23 protein-coding genes and 1 tRNA gene are annotated in these 22,101 nt (G+C 44.9%); 10 read left to right on the forward strand and 14 right to left on the reverse strand.

Annotated elements, in window-relative coordinates; genetic code table 11:
* The first annotated feature begins 118 nt into the window (after window positions 1-118).
* The 4 genes from BM257_RS11670 to BM257_RS11685 are packed head-to-tail and all read left to right on the forward strand — an operon-like array spanning window position 119 to window position 5,128.
* The gene (locus BM257_RS11670) at window positions 119-1,615 is read left to right on the forward strand and encodes a 2-isopropylmalate synthase (protein ID WP_092072788.1); all 1,497 of its coding nucleotides are present in this window, start codon (window positions 119-121) and stop codon (window positions 1,613-1,615) included.
* Window positions 1,615-2,991, forward strand: a complete 1,377-nt coding sequence (gene leuC / locus BM257_RS11675; RefSeq protein WP_092072791.1) for a 3-isopropylmalate dehydratase large subunit — start codon at window positions 1,615-1,617, stop codon at window positions 2,989-2,991. The genes BM257_RS11670 and leuC overlap by 1 nt, the downstream gene beginning before the upstream one ends.
* Window positions 2,988-3,584, forward strand: coding sequence for a 3-isopropylmalate dehydratase small subunit (gene leuD / locus BM257_RS11680; RefSeq protein ID WP_092072794.1), 597 nt, complete (start codon window positions 2,988-2,990; stop codon window positions 3,582-3,584). Before leuC ends, leuD begins: the two co-directional genes overlap by 4 nt.
* Window positions 3,563-5,128 carry an alpha-isopropylmalate synthase regulatory domain-containing protein gene (locus BM257_RS11685; RefSeq protein ID WP_092072797.1) on the forward strand — a complete coding sequence of 522 codons (1,566 nt, stop codon included), beginning with the start codon at window positions 3,563-3,565 and terminating at the stop codon, window positions 5,126-5,128. The genes leuD and BM257_RS11685 overlap by 22 nt, the downstream gene beginning before the upstream one ends.
* Window positions 5,129-5,191: 63 nt before the next feature.
* Here BM257_RS11685 and BM257_RS11690 read toward each other — a convergent pair whose 3' ends face one another.
* Complete coding sequence (locus tag BM257_RS11690; RefSeq protein WP_092072800.1) at window positions 5,192-5,809, reverse strand: trimeric intracellular cation channel family protein; 618 nt, start codon at window positions 5,807-5,809, stop codon at window positions 5,192-5,194.
* Between the two features lie 38 nt (window positions 5,810-5,847).
* Entirely contained in the window at window positions 5,848-7,131 is a 1,284-nt protein-coding gene (locus BM257_RS11695) for a replication-associated recombination protein A (RefSeq protein WP_092072804.1), read from the reverse strand.
* Between the two features lie 122 nt (window positions 7,132-7,253).
* On the opposite strand from BM257_RS11695, the gene BM257_RS11700 reads away from it, so the two are divergent.
* From BM257_RS11700 to BM257_RS11710, 3 genes are all read left to right on the forward strand, one after another.
* Window positions 7,254-8,042: a hypothetical protein gene (locus tag BM257_RS11700; protein WP_092072807.1), complete on the forward strand. Its 789-nt coding sequence runs from the start codon at window positions 7,254-7,256 to the stop codon at window positions 8,040-8,042.
* A gap of 47 nt (window positions 8,043-8,089) precedes the next feature.
* Window positions 8,090-10,276, forward strand: a complete 2,187-nt coding sequence (locus BM257_RS11705; protein ID WP_092072811.1) for a sodium-translocating pyrophosphatase — start codon at window positions 8,090-8,092, stop codon at window positions 10,274-10,276.
* 138 nt (window positions 10,277-10,414) lie between these two features.
* Window positions 10,415-10,487: transfer RNA gene (locus tag BM257_RS11710), tRNA-Lys, on the forward strand.
* A gap of 43 nt (window positions 10,488-10,530) precedes the next feature.
* Here BM257_RS11710 and BM257_RS11715 read toward each other — a convergent pair.
* From BM257_RS11715 to BM257_RS11750, 8 genes are all read right to left on the reverse strand, one after another.
* On the reverse strand, window positions 10,531-11,094 hold the full coding sequence (locus BM257_RS11715; protein ID WP_092072814.1) for a M48 family metallopeptidase: 564 nt from the start codon (window positions 11,092-11,094) through the stop codon (window positions 10,531-10,533).
* 84 nt (window positions 11,095-11,178) lie between these two features.
* Window positions 11,179-11,781, reverse strand: a complete 603-nt coding sequence (gene rsxA / locus BM257_RS11720; RefSeq protein ID WP_092072817.1) for an electron transport complex subunit RsxA — start codon at window positions 11,779-11,781, stop codon at window positions 11,179-11,181.
* 12 nt (window positions 11,782-11,793) lie between these two features.
* Window positions 11,794-12,375: an electron transport complex subunit RsxE gene (gene rsxE, locus BM257_RS11725; RefSeq protein ID WP_092072820.1), complete on the reverse strand. Its 582-nt coding sequence runs from the start codon at window positions 12,373-12,375 to the stop codon at window positions 11,794-11,796.
* A 3-nt stretch (window positions 12,376-12,378) separates the two neighbouring features.
* Complete coding sequence (locus BM257_RS11730; protein WP_092072823.1) at window positions 12,379-13,008, reverse strand: RnfABCDGE type electron transport complex subunit G; 630 nt, start codon at window positions 13,006-13,008, stop codon at window positions 12,379-12,381.
* A gap of 15 nt (window positions 13,009-13,023) precedes the next feature.
* Window positions 13,024-14,022, reverse strand: a complete 999-nt coding sequence (locus tag BM257_RS11735; protein WP_092072826.1) for an RnfABCDGE type electron transport complex subunit D — start codon at window positions 14,020-14,022, stop codon at window positions 13,024-13,026.
* 21 nt (window positions 14,023-14,043) lie between these two features.
* On the reverse strand, window positions 14,044-15,411 hold the full coding sequence (gene rsxC / locus BM257_RS11740; RefSeq protein ID WP_092072829.1) for an electron transport complex subunit RsxC: 1,368 nt from the start codon (window positions 15,409-15,411) through the stop codon (window positions 14,044-14,046).
* Window positions 15,408-16,334 carry a Fe-S cluster domain-containing protein gene (locus tag BM257_RS11745; RefSeq protein WP_092072832.1) on the reverse strand — a complete coding sequence of 309 codons (927 nt, stop codon included), beginning with the start codon at window positions 16,332-16,334 and terminating at the stop codon, window positions 15,408-15,410. Before BM257_RS11745 ends, rsxC begins: the two co-directional genes overlap by 4 nt.
* Before the next feature lie 31 nt (window positions 16,335-16,365).
* Entirely contained in the window at window positions 16,366-16,776 is a 411-nt protein-coding gene (locus BM257_RS11750) for a SoxR reducing system RseC family protein (RefSeq protein ID WP_092072835.1), read from the reverse strand.
* A gap of 149 nt (window positions 16,777-16,925) precedes the next feature.
* Here BM257_RS11750 and BM257_RS11755 point away from each other — a divergent pair, with 149 nt between their 5' ends.
* Window positions 16,926-17,366 (forward strand): hypothetical protein, encoded by a 441-nt coding sequence (locus BM257_RS11755; protein WP_092072992.1) that lies wholly within the window; start codon window positions 16,926-16,928, stop codon window positions 17,364-17,366.
* 7 nt (window positions 17,367-17,373) lie between these two features.
* On the opposite strand, the gene BM257_RS11760 is transcribed toward BM257_RS11755, so the two are convergent.
* Together BM257_RS11760 and BM257_RS11765 are read right to left on the reverse strand one after the other, a co-directional pair.
* Complete coding sequence (locus BM257_RS11760; protein ID WP_143096843.1) at window positions 17,374-17,643, reverse strand: hypothetical protein; 270 nt, start codon at window positions 17,641-17,643, stop codon at window positions 17,374-17,376.
* 18 nt (window positions 17,644-17,661) lie between these two features.
* Window positions 17,662-18,570, reverse strand: coding sequence for a glucosaminidase domain-containing protein (locus BM257_RS11765; protein WP_092072841.1), 909 nt, complete (start codon window positions 18,568-18,570; stop codon window positions 17,662-17,664).
* Between the two features lie 68 nt (window positions 18,571-18,638).
* Between BM257_RS11765 and BM257_RS11770 the strand changes: the two genes are divergently transcribed.
* Window positions 18,639-19,112 (forward strand): cytidine deaminase, encoded by a 474-nt coding sequence (locus tag BM257_RS11770; protein WP_092072844.1) that lies wholly within the window; start codon window positions 18,639-18,641, stop codon window positions 19,110-19,112.
* On the opposite strand, the gene BM257_RS11775 is transcribed toward BM257_RS11770, so the two are convergent.
* On the reverse strand, window positions 19,099-20,388 hold the full coding sequence (locus BM257_RS11775) for a right-handed parallel beta-helix repeat-containing protein (protein ID WP_092072848.1): 1,290 nt from the start codon (window positions 20,386-20,388) through the stop codon (window positions 19,099-19,101). The two genes, BM257_RS11770 and BM257_RS11775, sit on opposite strands and share 14 nt — an antisense overlap.
* A 37-nt stretch (window positions 20,389-20,425) precedes the next feature.
* On the reverse strand, window positions 20,426-20,983 hold the full coding sequence (locus tag BM257_RS11780; protein WP_092072851.1) for an NADH peroxidase: 558 nt from the start codon (window positions 20,981-20,983) through the stop codon (window positions 20,426-20,428).
* 161 nt (window positions 20,984-21,144) lie between these two features.
* On the opposite strand from BM257_RS11780, the gene BM257_RS11785 reads away from it, so the two are divergent.
* Window positions 21,145-22,101 (forward strand): ABC transporter substrate-binding protein, encoded by a 957-nt coding sequence (locus tag BM257_RS11785; RefSeq protein WP_092072995.1) that lies wholly within the window; start codon window positions 21,145-21,147, stop codon window positions 22,099-22,101.

Genomic DNA, 22,101 nt, shown 5'->3' on the forward strand with positions numbered 1-22,101 from the left:
GAAATTATTTCATTTTATCCAAATAAAGTAACGATTTATTTGGTGGTTGAGCGAAAATAGTGTAATTTTGCAACCAATTTTATTAGGAAAAGAATTATTTTATTAGTCTAAAAGAGATATGAGTGACAGATTGTTTATCTTCGACACGACACTCCGTGACGGCGAGCAAGTGCCCGGATGTCAGTTGAACACAGTGGAAAAGATTCAGGTAGCTAAGGCACTCGAGCAGTTGGGTGTTGATGTGATTGAGGCTGGTTTCCCCATTAGTAGTCCTGGTGACTTCAATTCCGTAATAGAGATCTCCAAGGCAGTTACATGGCCTACGATCTGTGCCCTGACACGTGCGGTACAGAAGGATATAGATGTTGCTGCCGAGGCTTTGCAGTATGCCAAGCACAAGCGTATTCACACAGGTATTGGTACCAGTGACTCTCATATTAAATATAAATTCAACTCCAACCGTGAGGAGATTATCGAGCGTGCCGTGGCTGCTACGAAATATGCCAAGAAATATGTGGAGGATGTGGAGTTCTATTGTGAGGATGCCGGTCGTACGGAGAACGAGTATCTTGCCCGTGTCGTCGAGGCTGTCATCAAAGCTGGTGCCACAGTTGTGAACATCCCTGACACTACTGGTTACTGTCTTCCTCAGGAGTATTTCGAGAAGATCAAGTACCTGAAGGATCATGTGGATGGTATTGACAACGCCATTATCTCCACTCACTGTCATAATGATTTAGGAATGGCGACAGCCAACACCTTCAATGGTGTGATGGGAGGTGCCCGTCAGGTGGAGGTGACCATCAATGGTATTGGTGAGCGTGCAGGTAATACCTCTCTGGAGGAGATCGCTATGATTCTCAAGTGTCATAAGGGCTTGGGAATTGATACGAATATCAATACGACGAAGATATATCCCACGAGCCGTATGGTGTCTAGTCTGATGAATATGCCTGTACAACCCAACAAGGCTATTGTGGGACGTAACGCTTTCGCTCACTCTTCTGGTATCCATCAGGATGGTGTTTTGAAGAATGTACAGACCTATGAGATCATCAACCCGAAGGATGTAGGTATCGATGATAACAGCATCGTACTGACCGCCCGTTCTGGTCGTGCCGCCCTGAAATATCGTCTGAATGTGAATGGTGTGGAGCTGTCAGAGGAGAAACTTGACAAAGTGTACGAAAAATTCCTTCAGCTTGCCGACCAGAAGAAGGAGGTCAATGACGCTGACGTTCTGATGCTTGCTGGTGCGGATACCGCAGAAGCACATGCTGTAAAACTCGACTTCTTGCAGGTTACTACAGGTAAGGGAGTGAAGAGTGTTGCCTCTATCGGTTTGGATATCAGTGGACAGAAATTCGAGGCTGCCGCGTCTGGTAACGGTCCTGTTGACGCTGCCATCAAGGCACTCAAGAAAATCATCATGAAGCAGATGACATTGAAAGAGTTTACGATCCAAGCTATCTCCAAAGGCTCTGATGATGTGGGTAAGGTTCACATGCAGGTGGAGTATGACGGCAGCATTTACTATGGTTTTGGTGCCAATACAGATATCGTGACTGCTTCTGTCGAGGCATATATTGACTGTATCAATAAGTTTAAGAAATAATGAACACATTGTTTGATAAGATATGGGACAAGCATGTCGTCCAGAAAGTGGAGGATGGTCCTACTCAGTTATATATAGACCGTCTTTATTGCCATGAGGTGACATCACCACAGGCTTTTGACGGAATGAGGGCTCGTGGACTGAAATGTTTCCGTCCAGACCATATATATTGTATGCCGGATCATAACACACCGACACATGATCAGGACAAACCCATTGAGGATCCTATATCAGCAAAACAGGTAAGCACACTGGCTCAGAATGCCAAGGATTTCGGACTGACCCATTATGGTATGATGGACAAGTCGAATGGCATCATTCATGTGGTAGGACCAGAGAAAGGGTTATCGCTGCCAGGTATGACCATCGTCTGTGGTGACTCCCATACCTCCACACATGGTGCCATGGGTGCTGTCGCTTTCGGTATCGGGACTAGCGAGGTGGAGATGGTGATGGCTTCACAGTGTATTCTTCAACAGAAGCCGAAGTCGATGCGTATTTGTATCAACGGAACTTTGGGAAAAGGTGTGACGGCAAAGGATGTCGCCCTCTACTTGATGAGTCAACTCACCACCTCTGGTGCTACAGGATATTTCGTGGAGTATAGTGGTGACGTGGTGAAGAATTTGTCGATGGAAGGACGTCTCACCTTATGTAACCTGTCTATCGAGATGGGTGCCCGTGGTGGTTTCGTCGCTCCTGATGAGACGACTTTTGCCTATTTGAAAAACAAGGAGTTCGCTCCCAAAGGTGAGGCATGGGATAAAGCCATTGCGTATTGGAAAACTCTGAAGAGCGGTGATGATGCAGTCTTTGATAAGGAACTGACGTTTGACGCCAAAGATATAGAACCTCGCATCACATACGGTACCAATCCTGGTATGGGTATTGGTGTGACGGAGACAATACCTGTTGAGGGTGGGGCAGGGTTCCAGAAAGCACTTGACTATATGGGCTTTAAGGCTGGTGAGAAACTGTTGGGCAAGAAAATTGACTATGTATTTCTCGGAGCCTGTACCAATGGACGTATTGAGGACTTCCGCGCTTTCGCCACCATTGCCAAGGGGCGTCAGAAAGCCGATCATGTTATCGCATGGTTGGTACCTGGCTCATGGGCTGTCGATCGTCAGATTCGTGAGGAGGGACTCGACAAGGTCTTGGAGGCTGCCGGTTTTGAGATTCGTCAGCCAGGTTGTTCCGCCTGTCTCGCAATGAACGATGACAAGGTTCCTGCAGGTAAATATGCGGTCTCTACTTCTAATCGTAATTTTGAGGGTCGTCAGGGACCTGGTGCACGCACCATCCTTTGCTCACCTCTCGTTGCAGCCGCTGCTGCGGTCACTGGAGTAATCACTGATCCAAGAACATTATTATGAAACAGAAATTCAACGTTATAACATCCACTTGTGTGCCCCTTCCTTTGGAGAATGTGGACACCGACCAGATTATTCCGGCTCGTTTTCTGAAAGCGACCACCCGTGAGGAGCGTTTCTTTGGTGACAACCTCTTCCGTGACTGGCGTTATAATGCCGATGGTACCATCAATAAGGACTTCGTACTGAACGACCCCACCTATGGCGGTTGTATCCTTGTCGCAGGTAAGAACTTCGGCTCTGGTTCTAGTCGTGAACATGCTGCTTGGGCGATTGCAGGGTATGGCTTCCGGGTGGTTATCAGTTCTTTCTTCGCTGACATCCACAAGAATAATGAATTAAATAATTTCGTGCTACCTGTTGTGGTTAGTGAACAGTTCCTCGCTGAACTCTTCGAGAGTATCAAACAAAATCCTAAGATGGAGGTGGAAGTGGATCTGCCTAACCAGATTGTTACTAATAAGATGACAGGTAAGCAGGAGAAATTTGAGATTAACGGTTATAAGAAACATTGTCTGATCAATGGATTGGACGATATCGATTTCCTCATTCAGAACAAGGATAAAATCGAACAATGGGAACAGCAGAACGCATAAATAGTTCTCAACGCACCCTTCCTTACGTAGAGATTATGGATTCGACACTCCGTGATGGTGAACAAACCAATGGCGTGTCGTTTCTTCCTCATGAGAAACTGATGGTTGCACGTATGCTACTTCATGATGTCAATGTCGACCGTATTGAAGTGGCTTCAGCTCGTGTCTCTGAGGGTGAGAAGGAGGCGGTGAGGATGATTTGTCGTTATGCTGACCAGATTGGAAAACTGGATAGGGTAGAGGTTCTTGGATTTGTCGACGGTCACCTGTCTGTCGATTGGATAACTGATTGTGGTGGAAAGGTTATTAACTTGCTTGCCAAAGGCTCGTTGAAGCATTGTACCCATCAACTGCAAAAGACTCCAGAAAATCATATCGCAGATATCAAGGAGACGGTGGAATATGCCACATCAAAAGGTCTTTCTGTAAACCTCTATCTGGAAGACTGGAGCAATGGTATGAAGGACTCCCCGGAATATGTCTACCAACTGATGGACGAATTGTCATCTGTCTCCACGATCAAACGTTTCATGCTTCCTGACACACTGGGTGTAATGAATCCCTTGCAGGTCATCGAATATTTCCGTAAAATGATTAAACGTTATCCGGATATTCATTTCGACTTTCATGCGCATAATGACTATGACCTCGCTGTCTCTAATTCACTCGCCGCTGTACTAAGTGGTGCTAAAGGCCTGCATGTAACTGTCAATGGACTGGGTGAGCGCTGTGGTAATGCACCGATGGCGAGTGTGCAGGCAATTCTGAAAGACCAGTTCCATGCCAAGACTGGAATCGTGGAGGATCAGTTAAATGGGATTAGCCGTTTAGTGGAGGGATATAGTGGTATCGCTGTGGCTCCAAACCAACCTATTGTCGGAGAAAATGTATTCACTCAAGTGGCTGGAGTTCATGCTGATGGGGACACAAAAGACAAGCTCTATTATAATGAACTGATTCCTGAGCGTTTCGGACGAAAACGGGAGTATGCTCTGGGAAAGAATAGTGGCAAGGCGAATATCGCCAAAAACCTGGAGGAATTGGGTCTGGAGCTTACACCAGAACAGACCAAGCGTGTCACACAACGTATCACGGAACTTGGTGACAAAAAGGAAATTGTGACCCAAGAAGATCTTCCATATATTGTTAGTGATGTCTTAAAACATGACGCGCCAGAAGATAAAGTTAAATTGATAAGTTATGTTGTATCAACAGCTTACGGTTTAAAACCTGGAGCAAATATTAAAGTTGAGATCAATGGCCAGCAATATGATGGCAGTGCGGTTGGAGACGGTCAGTATGATGCGTTTGTAAAAGCGTTGCGATACATTTACAAAAAATACCTGAATCGTACTTTCCCAATTCTTGCCAATTATCAAGTATCCATACCACCAGGCGGTCGTACTGACGCATTGGTTCAGACTGTTATCACGTGGCATTATAATGACGGACTTCTCCGTACTCGCGGCTTGGATGCTGACCAGACAGAAGCTGCTATCAAGGCAACCTTCAAAATGCTTAATATAGTTGAGAGTAACCTTTAATACTCACAACTGATATTTTTAAATATAATAGGTATTATGATAAATAGCTTCAGCAGAATCCCACTACTCGTTTTTTAATGTCGGTAAAGACAAATGATATTTTACAGCCAAAAAACGAATCAAGCAAGTGACACAGAAAGAGGAAATAACTGTAATTTCTATGGGTAAATGCAGAATATCCAGAATCCAGTAAGTGATTCCGCCAAGAATTGCTGCCATCGCGTAAATCTCCTTATGGAAAATGACTGGTTCATTATTAAGTAACACATCACGGATAACTCCACCAGCAGAACCAGTGATACATCCCATAATTATACCTACCCAATACGGATGCCCAAATAACAGCGATTTTTGAATACCAGCAATTGTGAAAAGCGCCAGACCTAAAGTATCAAAGAAAAACCATGTATTTCTAAGTCCTTCCATATGTTTTGAGAAAATAATAACAAAAATCAGCGCAAAAGCAGTACAAATCATATAGATAGGATTAGTCATCCAGAAAGGTGTAGTACCAAGCATGACGTCACGAATAGTACCACCGCCGATAGCTACTGCAATTCCGCATACATATCCCCCAAACCAGTCAAAGTGTTTGGCTGCTGCATGTCGGATACCTGAGATAGCAAAAGCAAAAGTACCTAAGAACTCTATCACCTGGGTGACGATTTCGTTATATTCCATACCTTATTAATGTCTATTTATCATAACATAGTCTGACATCATTTCTCATCCTTAAAACGCTCCCCCCAGTAATTGACCATTCGATCATATAATTTTTGTTCTAATGGAGAATGCTGAGCATGCCATAACCGTTCTTTTACAAGGGTATCCGGCATATACTGTTGAGAGATGAAATGTCCAGGATAATCATGCGGATACAGATAGCCGTCATGATAGCCTAAGTCTTTCATCAATTGGGTTGGTGCATTACGAATAGGAAGCGGTACCGGCTGATTTCCCGTACGTCTAACCAGATCCAATGCTGCGTCAATACCTAGATAAGCAGAATTACTCTTTGGCGATGTGGCAAGATAGACAGTGGCCTCCGCTAGTGGGATTCTTCCTTCAGGCCATCCTATCTTCATGACGGCATCGAAAGCGGCATTGGCAAGCAACAAAGCGTTTGGATTAGCCAGTCCTATATCCTCTGCAGCGGAGATAATGAGTCTGCGGGCAATAAACTCTGGGGCTTCCCCACCCTCTATCATCCTGGCAAGCCAGTATAGTGCCGCATCAGGGTCAGAACCACGGATGCTCTTGATAAAGGCAGAGATGATGTCATAATGCATCTCACCATTTTTATCGTAAGCCAATGGATTCTGTTGTAGTCTTTCGGCAACGAGTTGGTCCGTAATGATAATTTCCTCATCAGAATTAGTCGATTCAATGACTAATTCAAGGATATTAAGTAACTTACGGGCGTCTCCCCCACTATACCGCAGTATTGCGTCTGTCTCTTTTAGTTCTATCTTACGTTCTTTGAGAAACACATCCTCTGTAATAGCCCTATTCAACAATTTCAACAAGTCTGCCTTCTCAAGGGGTTTCAGCACATACAACTGACATCTGGATAATAACGGACGAATGACCTCAAAAGACGGATTCTCCGTGGTGGCACCAATCAAGGTAACAATACCTTTCTCAACGGCACCTAGTAGAGAGTCCTGTTGTGATTTGGAGAAACGATGTATCTCATCAATAAATAAAATAGGTGAAGCCTCGTTAAAGAACTTTCCTTTCTGTGCTTTCTCTATCACATCCCTGACATCCTTCACGCCACTGGTTACAGCTGACAGCGTATAAAAAGGAGTATTCAACCGGTGAGCTATGATCTGTGCGAGCGTTGTCTTTCCAACTCCAGGAGGTCCCCATAAGATAAAAGAAGAAATATGTCCTGCGTCAATCATCTTACGCAAAACAGCTCCCTCTCCTACCAAATGATTTTGACCAATATAGTCGTCGAGGGTTCTTGGTCTAAGTCTTTCAGCTAACGGCTCTGCCATTTCTGGGTTCAAAGGTAGTGTTTTTTTAGGAAATTAACAAAAAAATATAAAGGAAATACTTGTATTTCGATACTTTTTGCATTAACTTTGCACCCATAATCATTAAATAAGTATATAGTAATATGAAAGAGTCAACAGCGAAGCAAACGTCTAGTCTTAAGAATTTAACAAAAAGTGGCGTTTGGGATATACAAGAGAATGATATTTTTAGGATGCTAAACAGTGGAAGTAAAGATGCTGAAGTGAAGGATAATCTCCGTCATTATGTGGATATCATACGTTCTGCGTTTACCATTGAAGAGCTGAAAGAAGACACCCCCGCTATCCGGAAGTCATATGAGAAACAAGGCTATAAGGTAGGTTTTGTCACGCTGGACGAAAGTACGAAAGTGTTGTGGGCTATCCGTAAGCGTCCTATCATGAGAGTCACAGACTTGACATACGAGAACATCCGTCATATTTCCGCCTCTAAATTAGTGGAAGTCTTAGACCGTAACTTTGGAGGTGGATGGGATTCTCTGTCTCAGTCTATTCAGGATATAATAGAAAGTGGCTTTGACATCTCTACCACGACTCTTCCCAAAGACCGTCTTCACAAGAAAGGTGGTATGTATGAGAAAAAGATTGCTGACGGCTACGAAGTATTGGAAGTTGCCAAAGGAACATGGGTAGAGGCTATTTTTGCCAAGTTAAAACCCGAAGTCATCAAGCCCCGTATGAAGTTTGATACGATTGACGAGGATGTAGAAATAGATGAAGAGGACAACTATAGCAGCCATGACGAGGAAGAAGAGATAGACGAGTTCAATGAGGATGAGATGAACGAGGACAATTATCGCACGACTTTTGAAATAGAGGGCGATCCTGATGAGGAAGCTGGTGAACTTTCAGAATTCTCTGTTGACGAATAGTTTCTTCTCATTGGACACAATAACTTAAACCTTATTACATTATTTATATGAATATTCCATGTGTTTTTTGGCTAGTCCCCATAGCCTCATTGGTGGCATTGGGGATGGCTTGGTACTTCTTCAAGAGTATGATGAAGTCCGACGAGGGAACACCTCGTATGAGAGAGATTGCACTCTATGTGCGTAAAGGTGCTATGGCATACCTGAAGCAGCAGTACAAAGTCGTCGGCATCGTATTTGTCGTCCTTTGTGCCCTATTCTCCTTCATGGCATATGTACTCCATGTACAAAATCCATGGGTACCGTTTGCTTTCCTGACTGGTGGTCTCTTTTCTGGTTTAGCTGGTTTCTTTGGAATGAAAACAGCCACCTATGCCTCAGCACGTACAGCCAATGCTGCCCGTAAGAGTCTGGATGGTGGCTTGAAAGTGGCATTCCGGTCTGGTGCCGTCATGGGGCTTACTGTCGTAGGTCTTGGATTGTTGGATATAGCATGTTGGTTTGTGGCATTGAACGGACTGACAGACGATAGTCTGATTTCTATCACAACGACGATGTTGACCTTCGGTATGGGTGCATCTACACAGGCTTTATTTGCTCGTGTGGGAGGTGGTATCTACACTAAGGCTGCTGACGTCGGTGCAGATATTGTAGGAAAGGTAGAGGCGGACATCCCAGAGGATGACCCTCGCAATCCAGCAACCATCGCTGACAATGTAGGTGATAATGTAGGGGACGTCGCAGGAATGGGTGCCGACCTTTATGAAAGTTATTGTGGTAGTGTTCTCTCAACAGCAGCCCTTGGTGCTGCGGCCTTTGGCGTGGCTGGTCTCGAGATACAGTTGAAAGCTGTTATCGCACCGATGCTGATAGCAGCTGTAGGTGTGTTCCTCTCACTTTTAGGTATATTCTTGGTAAGAACAAAGGAAGGTGCCACGATGAAAGATCTGTTGCGCTCTCTTTCACTGGGAACCAACGTGAGCGCATTCTTAATAGCTCTCGCAACCTTTGCCATTCTCTACCTGTTAGGTATTGAGAACTGGCTGGGTCTTTCTTTCTCGGTTATCTCAGGACTGGCTGCTGGTGTGATTATCGGTCAGGCAACGGAATACTACACCTCCCATAGTTACAAGCCAACCCAGAAAATTTCTGAAGCAGGACAGACTGGTGCTGCCACTGTTATTATAAAAGGTATTGGTACAGGTATGATTTCTACTTGTATTCCCGTTATTACTATTGGTGTAGCTATCATGATGAGTTATCTCTGTGCTAATGGCTTCGACCTCTCGATGTCGTCAGCCAGTCTGTCGCATGGTCTCTATGGTATCGGTATTGCAGCTGTGGGAATGCTCTCCACATTGGGTATCACTCTCGCTACAGACGCGTATGGTCCTATTGCCGACAATGCAGGTGGCAATGCTGAGATGTGTCAACTGGGAGAAGAAGTGCGTCAACGTACCGATGCCCTTGATGCATTGGGCAACACGACAGCTGCTACAGGTAAGGGCTTTGCCATCGGTTCTGCTGCCCTTACCGCCCTCGCCCTACTCGCTTCATACATTGAAGAGATAAAAATCGCGATGGAGCGTGCTGGTGAGACCCTGACAAATGTTGCAGGTCAGACCATCTCTGCCGCTGACGCCACTATTCCTGATTTCATGAATTACTTCCAGATTAACCTCATGAACCCTAGAGTGATTGTAGGTGCCTTCATCGGTGCGATGTCAGCTTTCCTGTTCTGCGGCATGACGATGGAGGCTGTAGGTCGTGCGGCAGAGAAAATGGTACAGGAGGTTCGCCGTCAGTTTAAGGAGATAGCAGGTATTCTAGAAGGAACAGGAACTCCTGATTATGGACGTTGTGTGGAGATTTCCACTCGTGCCGCACAACACGAAATGATTATCCCGTCTGTACTTGCTATTATTATTCCAATCCTTGTAGGTATCATCCTTGGTGTAGCCGGTGTTCTTGGTCTACTCGTCGGAGGACTTGCAGGCGGCTTTACCTTAGCAGTCTTCATGGCGAATGCAGGTGGAGCATGGGACAATGCGAAGAAAAACATTGAGGAGGGTGCTTTCGGTGGTAAAGGTTCCTTTGCTCATAAGGCTTGTATCGTCGGTGATACAGTAGGTGATCCCTTCAAGGATACTAGTGGACCTTCCTTGAATATTCTGATTAAACTGATGTCAATGGTCAGCATCGTGATGGCAGGATTGACCATCGCTTTCATGTAAAACATCATTTTCCTTCCATAAAAAAGGCTCTGGTCGTATGATTCAGAGCCTTTTTCTTTCTTTTTTTGAAAAAAGTCACGGAAAAGTTTGCGGGAATGAAAAATAGTTTGTACCTTTGCAACCGCAAAACAAAAGGACGCGCTTGTAGCTCAGTTGGTAGAGCACCTGACTCTTAATCAGGGTGTCCAGGGTTCGACCCCCTGCAGGCGTACAAAAAGAAAGAAAAGCGACAAACTCACAAGGTTTGTCGCTTTTCATTTAATACCATCTTTCAACCTACATATCCTGCGTGTTTCCTTGCGTGCCTCGCGCCATCGGGGGAAATACTTGTCCATCAGGGTATAGAAACGAGAATTGTGACTTGGTTCCAACAGATGACATAGCTCATGAACTACCACATGTTCCACACACCACTCTGGTAAAAGCAAAACATAAATTGAAATATTAATATTTCGATTTTTAATGTTACATTGTCCCCAACGAGAGATAGTCGGTTTGTATGAAATGGCATTGGGACAGACACCCATTTCCTTGGCGTGCTGTTCGATCATTGGTTCTACTAAAACTTTCAATCGTCTTATCGCCTCCTCTCGTTGAATACGAGTTTCCATTGGTAGTTGATTAAAGAATTTTGTCCGCTGTTCCTGTCTGGCAACCATCCTCTTACTAGCTTGAAGGATCCAGTCACGGTGTTCCTCAATAAACTCCCCGACTTTCTTCCGTGACAGCCCTACTGGTGCTGATACATGAACATCACCGTTTTTTACGATACGCATCGACAGACGGGTGGTTCTTCTATAGGTTACTTGAATATTCATCTACACAGAGTGTCTATCATAAAAATAGGGAAAAGCCTGTCTCTGTTCTAAGAGGCTTTTCCCTATTCGTTATCAGTGAAAATACTAGTCGAGTCCGAATAAAGTACGGAGTCCACCGTCTACACCAGAGAAGCCCATGAAGGCAAGACTAAGCAGCCCCGCAGAGAGCATGACGATAGCCATCCCACGCATCCCTTTTGGAATGTTCACCAGTTCAAGTTGCTCACGCATACCAGCAAAGACGGTCAGGGCGAGTCCGAAACCTATTGCCGTAGAGAAGGCATAGACAACAGACTGCAACAAGTCGAAGTCTTTTTGGATGACGAGGATAGCAACACCTAGTACGGCACAGTTGGTCGTAATCAGGGGCAGGAAGATTCCCAGTGCTTGATAAAGTGCAGGTGACACTTTCTTCAGCACTATCTCCACCATCTGCACCAAGGATGCGATGACAAGAATGAAGGCGATTGTCTGCAGATACTGCAACCCGAAAGCATCAAGCACATATTTCTGTACCAGCCATGTTACGATGGTGGCAAGTGTCAAGACAAAGGCTACTGCCGCAGACATACCCAAAGATGTGTCCACTTTCTTAGAGACACCCAGGAACGGACAGATGCCCAAAAATTGTGACAACACGATGTTGTTCACAAAGATAGCGGAAATAAATATCAGTATGTATTCCATAACTTCAATTCTTTAATTCTTCAATTTATTCACGATGGCAATCAGGAAGCCAAGGGTGATGAAAGCACCTGGAGGCAACACAAAAAGCAGAATATTATATGTCTCAGGCAACAGTGTGAAACCGAAAATACTGCCATTACCTAAAACCTCACGACAAATACCCAACAATGTCAGACCAATGGTGAAGCCAAGTCCGATGCCGATACCATCGAAAAGAGAAGCGACTGGAGAGTTCTTTGCTGCAAAAGCCTCCGCACGTCCCAGAATCACACAGTTGACCACAATCAGTGGGATAAACAAGCCAAGAGATGCATCAATATCAGGAAGGAAAGCCTTGATGACAAGTTGAAGGATAGTCACGAAGGCTGCAATCACTACAATGAATACAGGAATGCGCACCTTGTCAGGGGTGATGCTCTTCATACAAGAAATCACGAAATTGGTACATATCAGTACTGCCATAGTGGCAAGTCCCATAGACATACCATTCATTGCTGAGGTGGTGGTGGCAAGTGTAGGACACATACCCAACATCAAGACAAACGTCGGGTTCTCTTTGATAATACCATTTTTAATAATATCAATATAACTCATAGCTCAGTCCTCCTTATCATTTAATTCCGTGGCACCAGTGGCTGCGTCAGCAGGTGTTGCCTTATAAGCGTTATAAGCATTGTTTATTGCCAAGAGGAATGCACGACTGGTGATAGTAGAGGCCGTAATGGCATCCACCTGTCCGCCGTCTTTAGATACGGTAAGAGGTTCTTTCGGATCCTTACCGATGATGTCACCCTTCTCCCCTTTCTGGAACCATTTGTCCGCCTTGGCACCAAGTCCTGGCGTCTCCGCATGTTCCAGTAGCGTATAACCGAGAATCTTTCCCTCTGGGTCAAAACCTACCAGTACTTTCAGATCACCACCGAACCCACCAGTGGTACTCTCAACAGCGGCACCAAGGTCTTTCTTCTGGGCATCCTGAATCTGATAGATGATATAGGTAAGTTCCTTGCTTTTGGCATCATTCTGCTTAACGGTGTCTGTCTTTGCTACAACAAGGTTGTCGCAAACCATGACCGTTTTAATACCGTCAGCAAGAGCCTTGTTCTTCTGCTCATTGATAGGACCTTCCGTCAAGTGGTTGACGAAGGCAAGAATACCACCCATGATGACGGCTACTCCTGTGAGTACCAACGCCATATTTGTCAAAGATGATTCAAGTTTCTTCATACGTCTTTCCTCCTCTTACTTTTTGGCAGGCACTTCACCGAAGCGCTTGGGTTTAACATAAGTATTAATCAACGGTGTGAACGCATTCATAATCAGAATGGCGAACGACATACCCTCCGGATATGCACCCCAGTTACGGATGACTATTGTCAGAAAACCGATGGCAACACCATAGATGAGTTGTCCCTTTGGAGTCATCGGTGAGGTGACATAGTCGGTTGCCATAAAGATAGCACCCAGCATCAGACCACCAGATAAGATGACACTAATAGGATCTGCGTAGACAGGATTAGCAAGATGCAGCAATCCAGCGAATACGAAGATAGTTCCAATGATAGATACAGGAATATGCCAAGTGATAATCTTTTTCCAGAGCATATAAACAAAACCTATCAACAGTGCCAAAGCACATATCTCACCCGTTGCTCCTGCTCCGTCAGGATGATTACCTAAGAACAAAGACATGGAGTCAGGTAGTTGATTAAGTAGAGATGCATCACCGTTCTTAATAGCATCTTTCATGATGGAAAGTGGTGTGGCACCTGTCTCTGCATCGAGATAGCTGGTGAGCTGTCCCACCTTCGGCCACGTCGTCATCTGAGCAGGGAAAGCCACTAACAGAGCGGCACGTCCAACCAAAGCAGGGTTAAAGAGATTACCTCCCAGACCACCAAATGTCATTTTTCCTACACCGATGGCAAACAAGGCACCAATGATGATAATCCAGATAGGAAGGTTACTGGGGAGGTTGAAACCAAGCAGCAGACCTGTCAGGACAGCAGAACCATCGCAAATCGTGGTTCGCTCATTTTTCAGCATAAACTTATTGATAGCCCACTCGAAGAGGACGCAGGCTGCGACACTCGTAGCACAGACAATGGCAGAGCCAATGCCGAAGAAATAGAATGACACGAGCAGTGCAGGCAACAAGGCGATGATCACACCGTACATGTTACGCTCTACCGTATCGGTTCCATGTGCATGGGGCGATAGTGATACAATTAATTTTCCCATTGTATATTCTTTATTTATTTCTTATTTCTTTGCAGCACGACTGCGGATTATACCCATTACTGTGGATTTACCCAAACGAATGTTGTCAAGCAACGGACGATGGGCAGGACAGGTGAACTGACATGAGCCACACTCAATACAACTGACAACATCTTCCTGCTCTGAGCGCTCCCAGTTCTGCACTGCGGCGAGCTTGGCAAGCAGGTAAGGCTCTAAGCCCATCGGACAGACACTGACACACTTGGCACAACGAATACATGGCTGTGGTTCCTTACGGACAGCCTCATCACCAGAGATAATTGTCACAGAGTTTGTACCTTTACAGATAGGTACCTCAATAGATGTCAGTGCCTTACCCATCATCGGTCCACCAGCCAACAACTTATTGTCACCCTCGGGCATACCGCCACAAGCGTCAATCAAATCCTTCATCGGTGTTCCCATACGAACCAGGAAGTTGCCTGGGTTTGCAAGACGCTTACCTGTCACAGTGGTATAACGCTCAAAGAGTGGTTTGTGTTTCATAACAGCCTCATAAACCGCAAAGGCAGTACCGACGTTCTGGACGATAGCACCCACATTAACTGGGATAGCGGGAGGTGCTGGCACTTGTCGACGGATGACTGCGTCAACGAGTTGTTTCTCACCACCCTGTGGATAACGTTGTTTCAAAGGAACAACTTCTACCTGATAGGTAGAGCCATTAAACTTCTCCGCACATTTTTGGGTGAGCAATTCTATTGCCTTAGGTTTGTTTGTCTCAATACCAATGTAACCTGTGTTCACCTTAGCCCCCTTCATCAGCAGCTCTAAACCTATTAGGATCTCATCAGCATGTTCTATCATCAAACGATAGTCGGCTGTGATATAAGGTTCACATTCTACTGCGTTGATAATCACACACTCAGCTTTTGCCGTTGGTGGAGGAGTGAGTTTAATGAATGTGGGGAAACAAGCACCACCCATACCAACGACACCAGCGTCCTTGATACGGTTGACGATTTCCTCAGGAGTCAGTTCTGGATGTGCCTCAACAGTCTCCAGCTTATCAGAACGGTCAATGGACTCTTCCCATTCATCACCTTCCACATTAATTATAATAACAGGCTTACGATAACCTGTAGCATCAATCGCAGTATCAATCTTAAATACTGTTCCACTGACAGATGAGAAGATAGGAGCAGACACAAAACCACCTGCCTCGGCAATCATCGTTCCAACTTTAACCTTGTCACCTTTGGCAACAACAGGCTTTGCAGGAGCACCAATATGCTGAGAAAGGGGGAAGATTGCCTGTTTGGGAAGGTCGGCAACCTTGGTCACTACCTCATGGGTCAGTTTATTCTCTTCAGGGTGAATACCACCAATACGGAATGTTCTTACGTTCATGCTTGTTCCTCCTTTTCTACTTTAGGTTCACTAGAAATACCAGGAGTACTAGATGTACTAGGAGTACTTGTTTCACTAGTCTCTGGCTTGGGCTTCGGAGCTGGGAAATTCACAGCATGGATAGCTTTCGTAGGACATGCCTCCACACATTTCTTACACAAACGGCACTTGTTGAAGTCAATGTAAGAGACATTTCCATCTATCGTGATAGCACCGAACTTACATTCTTTCTCACATTTTCCGCAACCGATGCAAGCTGCCTTACAAGCCTTCATGGCAACAGGTCCCTTATCCTTGTTAACACAAGACACGAAGACTCTCCTACCCTTTGGACCTTTCTTACGAAGTTCAATGATATGACGAGGACATGCTTTAACACAGGCACCACAAGAGGTACATTTTTCCTCGTCAACTTCGGGAAGGCCCGTCTCAGGATTCATGTGGATGGCATCAAACTGACAAGCGGCGACACAATCACCACATCCTAGACAACCGAAACCACATGCTGTCTCACCTGCACCGCACGCATTCATTGCCGCACAAGAACGTAAGCCACTGTACTCAGCGATTTTCGGACGGAGCGTACAGGTTCCGTTACAACGAACCACTGCCACCATCGGTTCACCATTGGCGATAGCCATTCCTAACAGATCAGCTACCTTACCCATCACTTCCTGTCCACCGACGGGGCATTTCAAGCCATCCAGGCTTCCTGCATCAGCTCCTTTGACTAAAGCATCAGCAAGACCTCCACAGCCAGCAAAGCCACATCCACCGCAATTAGCGCCAGGCAACACTTCTGTCACCTGTGCTATACGAGGATCCTCGTAGACAGCAAATTTCTTGGAGCAGACATACAGTATAATAGCAGCAATCAAACCGATACCGCCTAATACTGTTACCGCAATCAAAATAAAGTTCATAATCTCTTGTATTTGTTTTAGTTATACTTGTTTATTCAATGACAAATGACATCTTTCTACGCATCCTGTGACGTAACAGGAACAGAAGTCCATAATAGGGTATCAATGTCAGAAGCCCGCTTAATGCTGCCATCCCTTCATTTTTTGTTTGCCAAAGTACTATCACCAAGACAGCGACCATCAAGATGAATGGAAAGCCAAAAGCCCATAACAGGGCTTGAGCTGCTATATTACCCGTGGTAGACACAGTAACGGTGTCACCCACTTTCATGGCAGAGGCATCAGTCTGGAACACATCTACGATTTTCTCTTTTGCCTCGGCAGCATTGCAATAGCCAGCCACCTTACATGCGGCACATGCAGAAGTCTGGAGAATGCGAACATGGACACATCCCCCATCTATACTGTCAATGATTCCCTCATGACGAATTCTGTTACTCATAGATTTGTAATATCGACTTAGCAAATGCAAAGATACTACAAAAAAGTGAATAAATGGATACTAGAACAAAATAATTTAAAAAAATATTCGTAATCGTTTGCAATTATCCATACTTTTAATTACTTTTGTATCGTTTTAAGCATAGAATGATGAAAGCGACAGAACAAACATTTCAACAAATTGAACGCGCCATCCGTAAAGTGGCTGACAAGTTTCCTACCAATGATGAGAGTGGTATACTGACAGATATCCACCTGAGAGTGACACAGGACACAGGTGAACTCGTTGCCTTTGACGATGACGACAAAGAGATTACCAGATGTATTATCGAACAGTGGATAGAGAATAAAGATGATAATTTCTATGAGGACGTGGCTGTCGTACTCCGTTCTGTGCTCACCAAACAAAAGGATCTCATTGAGAAAATGGCCATTCTCAAGCCATACTCCTTCGTCTTGGAGGATGATGACCATGAGCATCTTGCCGAATTATACCTGGTCGATGACGACACAGCAATCATCGACCAAGAACTTATGGCTGGTCTTGACAAAGATCTGGATAATTTCTTAGAGGATCTCCTCAAAGACTGATTTCGAATTAATATCCTTCACGGAACATACGGTCTGCACCAGAAGCGTCGGGATGTCCTCCCGCCTCTCCCGGGATGTCTGGAATCTCAAGGAGCGGCTCGTCTTTCCAACTATCGTCTTCCGTGGCTTCCTTGATATCATTCTTTTGTGCTGTGTCAATAGGAAGGCGTACTTGTTCCATTTGTTGACTATGGTCTGTCTTTACACGGAAGCGGTTGCATCCCATAAGTGTCAGGACTGACAAGACGGTTAAAACATAAAGGCTCTTTTTCATCATTTTATAGTTTTGCGATTATTATCTGATTCGTAATACATCACCTACTTTGATTTGGTAATCTGGTGTTAAATCATTCATTTTATATAAATGCTTCAATCGAATACCGTAATGTTGTGATATTGTGTACATTGACTCACCACTCTTCACAATATGCGGTCGGTTCTTATACTCCTTTGGAGTATTACGACGTTTCTTCTGTAACCAGACGAATTCTCCTTCCTCTAAAAGAGCATCACGCTCGTTCTCATTGTACTTTGCAAGTTTTTTGTAAGAGACGCCGACTTCCTCACCGATGGTACGGAAAGTATCACCAGCTTTGGCGATGACATAGTAGTTCTGGTTAAACTCATACACACGATGGGAAAGCAACGAACCACCAACGGGAGTATGGGATTTTTTAGACTTGCTGTATGACTTTGCATCATCTAACTCATAGAGTTTATAGAGCTGGATAATGTCAATCAACTGTATGGCGTAGCGGGGATTGGTAGCATAGCCACAGGACTTCAATCCATAAGCCCATCCCTTGTAATCAGTCTGTTTCAATTGGAACAAGGAACTGTACCGACTACTGGTAGACAAAAACTTTGAATGATCCTCAAAGCTCTCTGAGGCATTGGAATAGGCTCGGAAACACTCGTTGTTCTCGTCATCGTCATGATAGACGGCACGTCCCGTCCATCCATGACATTTGATACCAAAATGGTTATTTCCCTTGACTGCCAGCTCACTCCTACCCGCTCCAGACTCCAAGACACCTTGAGCGAGCGTTATACTGGCAGGAATATGGTAACGCCTCATCTGGTCAATTGCCATATCCTTATATTGATCAAAGTACTGCTGAAATTGCTGACTCCATTTCATCTGTCCCTTAACAGAAACAGGTATGAGTAATACCATCAGCCCCAGAACTATCTTTATTTTCATGAACAATTCTTTATTTCTGTTGCAAAAATAAAGAAAAATAATTATATTTGCAAATAAATAGAAAGAATATGGAACAAATAGAGCTTAAATCGAAGATTCTAGTGGCACAAATAGGTGAATTGACTGATGAGGAACAAGAATTAGTACATCAGGCGATTACCTCCACAGCTGGTTCGTATGCTCCTTACTCTCACTTCAGGGTAGGTGCTGCCGTATATCTGTCCAACGGCAAGACTGTCGTCGGATGTAACCAGGAGAATGTCTCCTACCCTGCAGGTATCTGTGCGGAGCGTACTGCGATTTATGCCGCTGGGGCTCAGTATCCTGACACCCCTGTCGAGATGATTGCTATAGCCGCCCGTGGTACAGATGGTCTGTTGTTGGAGGAGCCTATCAGTCCTTGTGGCATTTGCCGACAGACGATCGTGGAGTTAGAGACACGTTTCCATCAGCCCATACGGATTCTCCTGTATGGCACAAAACACATTTATTTAATAAAAGGTATAAAAGAATTGGTGCCTTTGGGCTTTACAGATTTCTAAGGTCACCTATCTTGTTCTGATGGGCAGGCGACTCTTCCTTGATAGAGAAATTATAATACAAATTCTCTGTATCAAAGACGACAAAATGTTTCTCTCCCTGAATCTCATCCTTGGGACTCTCCCATATAACATCGACAAAATCCTCCATATCCGAGGGCTTTAGAGTCCTGAGAATACAATTATTGAATGAGAATCCTGACCCGTCGCCCATGATGACATCCTCTTCATAGCCAGTAACGAGTGTGTTATCACAAATCAGGACACTCTCACTGTCAAAGCGAAGGGCTACTCCTCTGTCTGCGGAGAATGGATAGAACTGTGCCAATGTGGTGTGGTCTATAGTCACCAAGGAACCTATCACATTCAGACAGTCACCTAAAGTGTTGGTGATCCTACAACTATCTATGCTTGCCATAGACTCGTTGAGCTCTAGTCCCGTTCCTTTGCAGTTATGAATCGTACAACGCAGGAGAGACAAGGAGGTTTTCTCGTCACAGGATATCCCCGAACAACTATTCCTGATCTCACAATCCTGCAACTTATTAGCTGTGGAGTTAGCATGGAAGAAGATTCCTTTCCATTGCCCACTGATACGGTCATAAGGTAAATAAGAGAACATCTTGTCCAGACGGTCGCCACGGAACAAGCAGCTGTCTGCCACCAAGGTCCCATCGACTTCTATCCCCGCACCATCATGAAAATATAATTGGGCATGAGAAATCGTCAATGTCACCCCTTTGTTGATGAAAATTCCTTTGGTAATTACAATGGGACGTCTCTCGTCAATCGTTGTGTTCTCCTTGATTTCCCAGACATCATGATAGAAAATCGCTTTCCAACTGTATGCACTCAGCTTGATTGGTTGCTCCCTTCCATTCTCCAACGAGAAAACCAGTAAGTCCTCAAAACGCTGCGGTTCGTCTTGTTGGGTGACAGGAGCTGTCATTTCGACAAAGACACGGATAGAATCACCCTTCCGGACCTCAAAGTCATAAGCAACGGAGTCAACATATTGCCCGTCCACATTCACACGGAATCCGGATTTGGAGGGTTGAATCAGATGAACATCCTTGATACGGACTCCAGAGTTTCCCTTGTTATACACCCAGAAATCATAGGTCCTTGTGGATGTCTGGCTGAAAACGGAATCCATGGCAAGGCTGTCAATGGAGAATTCCAATATAGCGGATGCGTCTGAAGAGAACTTGTCATTATCAGAGCATCCTACCAATAGAATTGATAGAAATAATATTATAAATATAGGAATCCGTCTCATCACTTGATAAAACGGATTCCCTATCGTATTATTGTTTTTACTTACCAAAATATCTCTTTAATAAACCAGCAAAACCAGCACCATGACGAGCCTCGTCCTTAGCCATCTCATGAACGGTATCGTGAATGGCGTCGAAACCTGCAGCCTTCGCATTCTTGGCAATACGGAACTTATCCTCGCAAGCACCAGCCTCCGCAGCGGCACGCTTCTCCAAATTGGTCTTGGTGTCCCAAACACACTCACCCAACAGCTCTGCGAAACGAGAGGCGTGGTCTGCCTCCTCGAAAGCATAACGCTTGAAAGCCTCCGCGATCTCGGGATAGCCCTCACGGTCTGCCTGACGAGCCATAGCGAGATACATACCTACCTCACCGCACTCACCATTGAAATGGTTACGCAGGTCCTGAATCATCTCCTCGCTGACACCCTCTGGCTTACCGTCACCAATCTTATGAACAGTAGCGTAGGTCATATCGGCATCGTCCTTCAGTTCTGAGAACTTAGAGGCTGGAGCCTTACAGATTGGACACTTCTCGGGAGCTGCATCGCCTTCATAGATATATCCACAAACGGCGCAAATAAATTTTTTCTTCATAATCGTACTTGTTTAAGATTAGTATTTGTCACTTATTTTTGCAAATATAAGGAGAAAAATCAAATCTTGCAAGTTTTTATGTTATTTTTGTTTCACTTTCAATTTTTTTTGTAAATTTGCAACAGCAAAACCATGTTGGTTGTGCAAACAATAATATAATAATGAGAAAGATCAGCATTTTACTGATGCTTGCAGCCGTCTTCACTGTCAACAGTAGCAATGCACAGGTGAAGAAAGAGACATTGGTGTTCACCCCTCAGTGGACGGCACAGGCGCAGTTCGCAGGCTATTATGTAGCGGAAGCGAAGGGATTCTATCGTCAGGCAGGTATTGATGTGAGGATAGAGCATCCGTCATCCACACAACCAGCCATGAGTCGTTTGCGTAACAACCAGTGTCAGGCTACCACACTGCAACTTTGTCAGGCGATGGATATTATAGACGTGGGAATCCCTTTGGTAAATATTCTCCAGACATCGATGAACAACGCCATGGTCATCGTATCCGCCAAAGACAAAGACCCGCTGACCCAGAAAGGTGCTCGTGTAGGTATCTGGAGTGTGGGCTTCGGGCAATTGGCTATTTGTATGAGTATTAAGGACCATCTGGATTACCAATGGGTGCGTTTTGCACAAAACATCAATCTGTTCGTAGCAGGAGCCCTTGATGCTACCTTGGCAATGAGCTACAACGAGTATTATCAGCTGATACAGGCTGGTATCGTCATGACAGACAAGAACGTGTACCGTTTCTGCGACCATGGCTATAATGTGCAGGAGGACGGTGTCTATATGAGACGTGACTATTATGAGACACATCGGGAACAGGCTCGTCGCTTTGCTGAGGCAAGCAAAAAAGGATGGGAATGGGCTGCCCAGCATCCTGACGAGACACTTGACATTGTGATGCAGTATGTTGATAAGAACCATATCGCCACTAACCGTGTGATGCAGCGGTTGATGCTGAAAGAGGTGTTGCGCCTGCAGGTGGATCGTGAGTCAAAGAAACGTGAGTTCCGTCTTCGTCCCGACATGGTACGACTTGCCAGCCAGCTGATGGTTGAGAACAGTATGTTGAGTCGTGAGGTGACGTATGAAGAACTAATTCCACATAAATAA

Source organism: Prevotella sp. tf2-5, assembly GCF_900115435.1.
Lineage (GTDB): Bacteria > Bacteroidota > Bacteroidia > Bacteroidales > Bacteroidaceae > Prevotella.

Coding starts and splice junctions, on each gene's coding strand:
- BM257_RS11670 (WP_092072788.1), top strand. CDS start 119: ATGAGTGACAGATTGTTTATCTTCGACACGACACTCCGTGACGGCGAG.
- BM257_RS11735 (WP_092072826.1), bottom strand. CDS start 14,022: ATGGGAAAATTAATTGTATCACTATCGCCCCATGCACATGGAACCGAT.
- BM257_RS11775 (WP_092072848.1), bottom strand. CDS start 20,388: ATGAGACGGATTCCTATATTTATAATATTATTTCTATCAATTCTATTG.
- BM257_RS11785 (WP_092072995.1), top strand. CDS start 21,145: ATGAGAAAGATCAGCATTTTACTGATGCTTGCAGCCGTCTTCACTGTC.
- BM257_RS11770 (WP_092072844.1), top strand. CDS start 18,639: ATGGAACAAATAGAGCTTAAATCGAAGATTCTAGTGGCACAAATAGGT.
- BM257_RS11690 (WP_092072800.1), bottom strand. CDS start 5,809: ATGGAATATAACGAAATCGTCACCCAGGTGATAGAGTTCTTAGGTACT.
- BM257_RS11755 (WP_092072992.1), top strand. CDS start 16,926: ATGAAAGCGACAGAACAAACATTTCAACAAATTGAACGCGCCATCCGT.
- rsxA (WP_092072817.1), bottom strand. CDS start 11,781: ATGGAATACATACTGATATTTATTTCCGCTATCTTTGTGAACAACATC.
- BM257_RS11780 (WP_092072851.1), bottom strand. CDS start 20,983: ATGAAGAAAAAATTTATTTGCGCCGTTTGTGGATATATCTATGAAGGC.
- rsxE (WP_092072820.1), bottom strand. CDS start 12,375: ATGAGTTATATTGATATTATTAAAAATGGTATTATCAAAGAGAACCCG.
- BM257_RS11730 (WP_092072823.1), bottom strand. CDS start 13,008: ATGAAGAAACTTGAATCATCTTTGACAAATATGGCGTTGGTACTCACA.
- rsxC (WP_092072829.1), bottom strand. CDS start 15,411: ATGAACGTAAGAACATTCCGTATTGGTGGTATTCACCCTGAAGAGAAT.
- BM257_RS11705 (WP_092072811.1), top strand. CDS start 8,090: ATGAATATTCCATGTGTTTTTTGGCTAGTCCCCATAGCCTCATTGGTG.
- BM257_RS11695 (WP_092072804.1), bottom strand. CDS start 7,131: ATGGCAGAGCCGTTAGCTGAAAGACTTAGACCAAGAACCCTCGACGAC.
- BM257_RS11745 (WP_092072832.1), bottom strand. CDS start 16,334: ATGAACTTTATTTTGATTGCGGTAACAGTATTAGGCGGTATCGGTTTG.
- leuC (WP_092072791.1), top strand. CDS start 1,615: ATGAACACATTGTTTGATAAGATATGGGACAAGCATGTCGTCCAGAAA.
- leuD (WP_092072794.1), top strand. CDS start 2,988: ATGAAACAGAAATTCAACGTTATAACATCCACTTGTGTGCCCCTTCCT.
- BM257_RS11715 (WP_092072814.1), bottom strand. CDS start 11,094: ATGAATATTCAAGTAACCTATAGAAGAACCACCCGTCTGTCGATGCGT.
- BM257_RS11685 (WP_092072797.1), top strand. CDS start 3,563: ATGGGAACAGCAGAACGCATAAATAGTTCTCAACGCACCCTTCCTTAC.
- BM257_RS11750 (WP_092072835.1), bottom strand. CDS start 16,776: ATGAGTAACAGAATTCGTCATGAGGGAATCATTGACAGTATAGATGGG.
- BM257_RS11765 (WP_092072841.1), bottom strand. CDS start 18,570: ATGAAAATAAAGATAGTTCTGGGGCTGATGGTATTACTCATACCTGTT.
- BM257_RS11760 (WP_143096843.1), bottom strand. CDS start 17,643: ATGATGAAAAAGAGCCTTTATGTTTTAACCGTCTTGTCAGTCCTGACA.
- BM257_RS11700 (WP_092072807.1), top strand. CDS start 7,254: ATGAAAGAGTCAACAGCGAAGCAAACGTCTAGTCTTAAGAATTTAACA.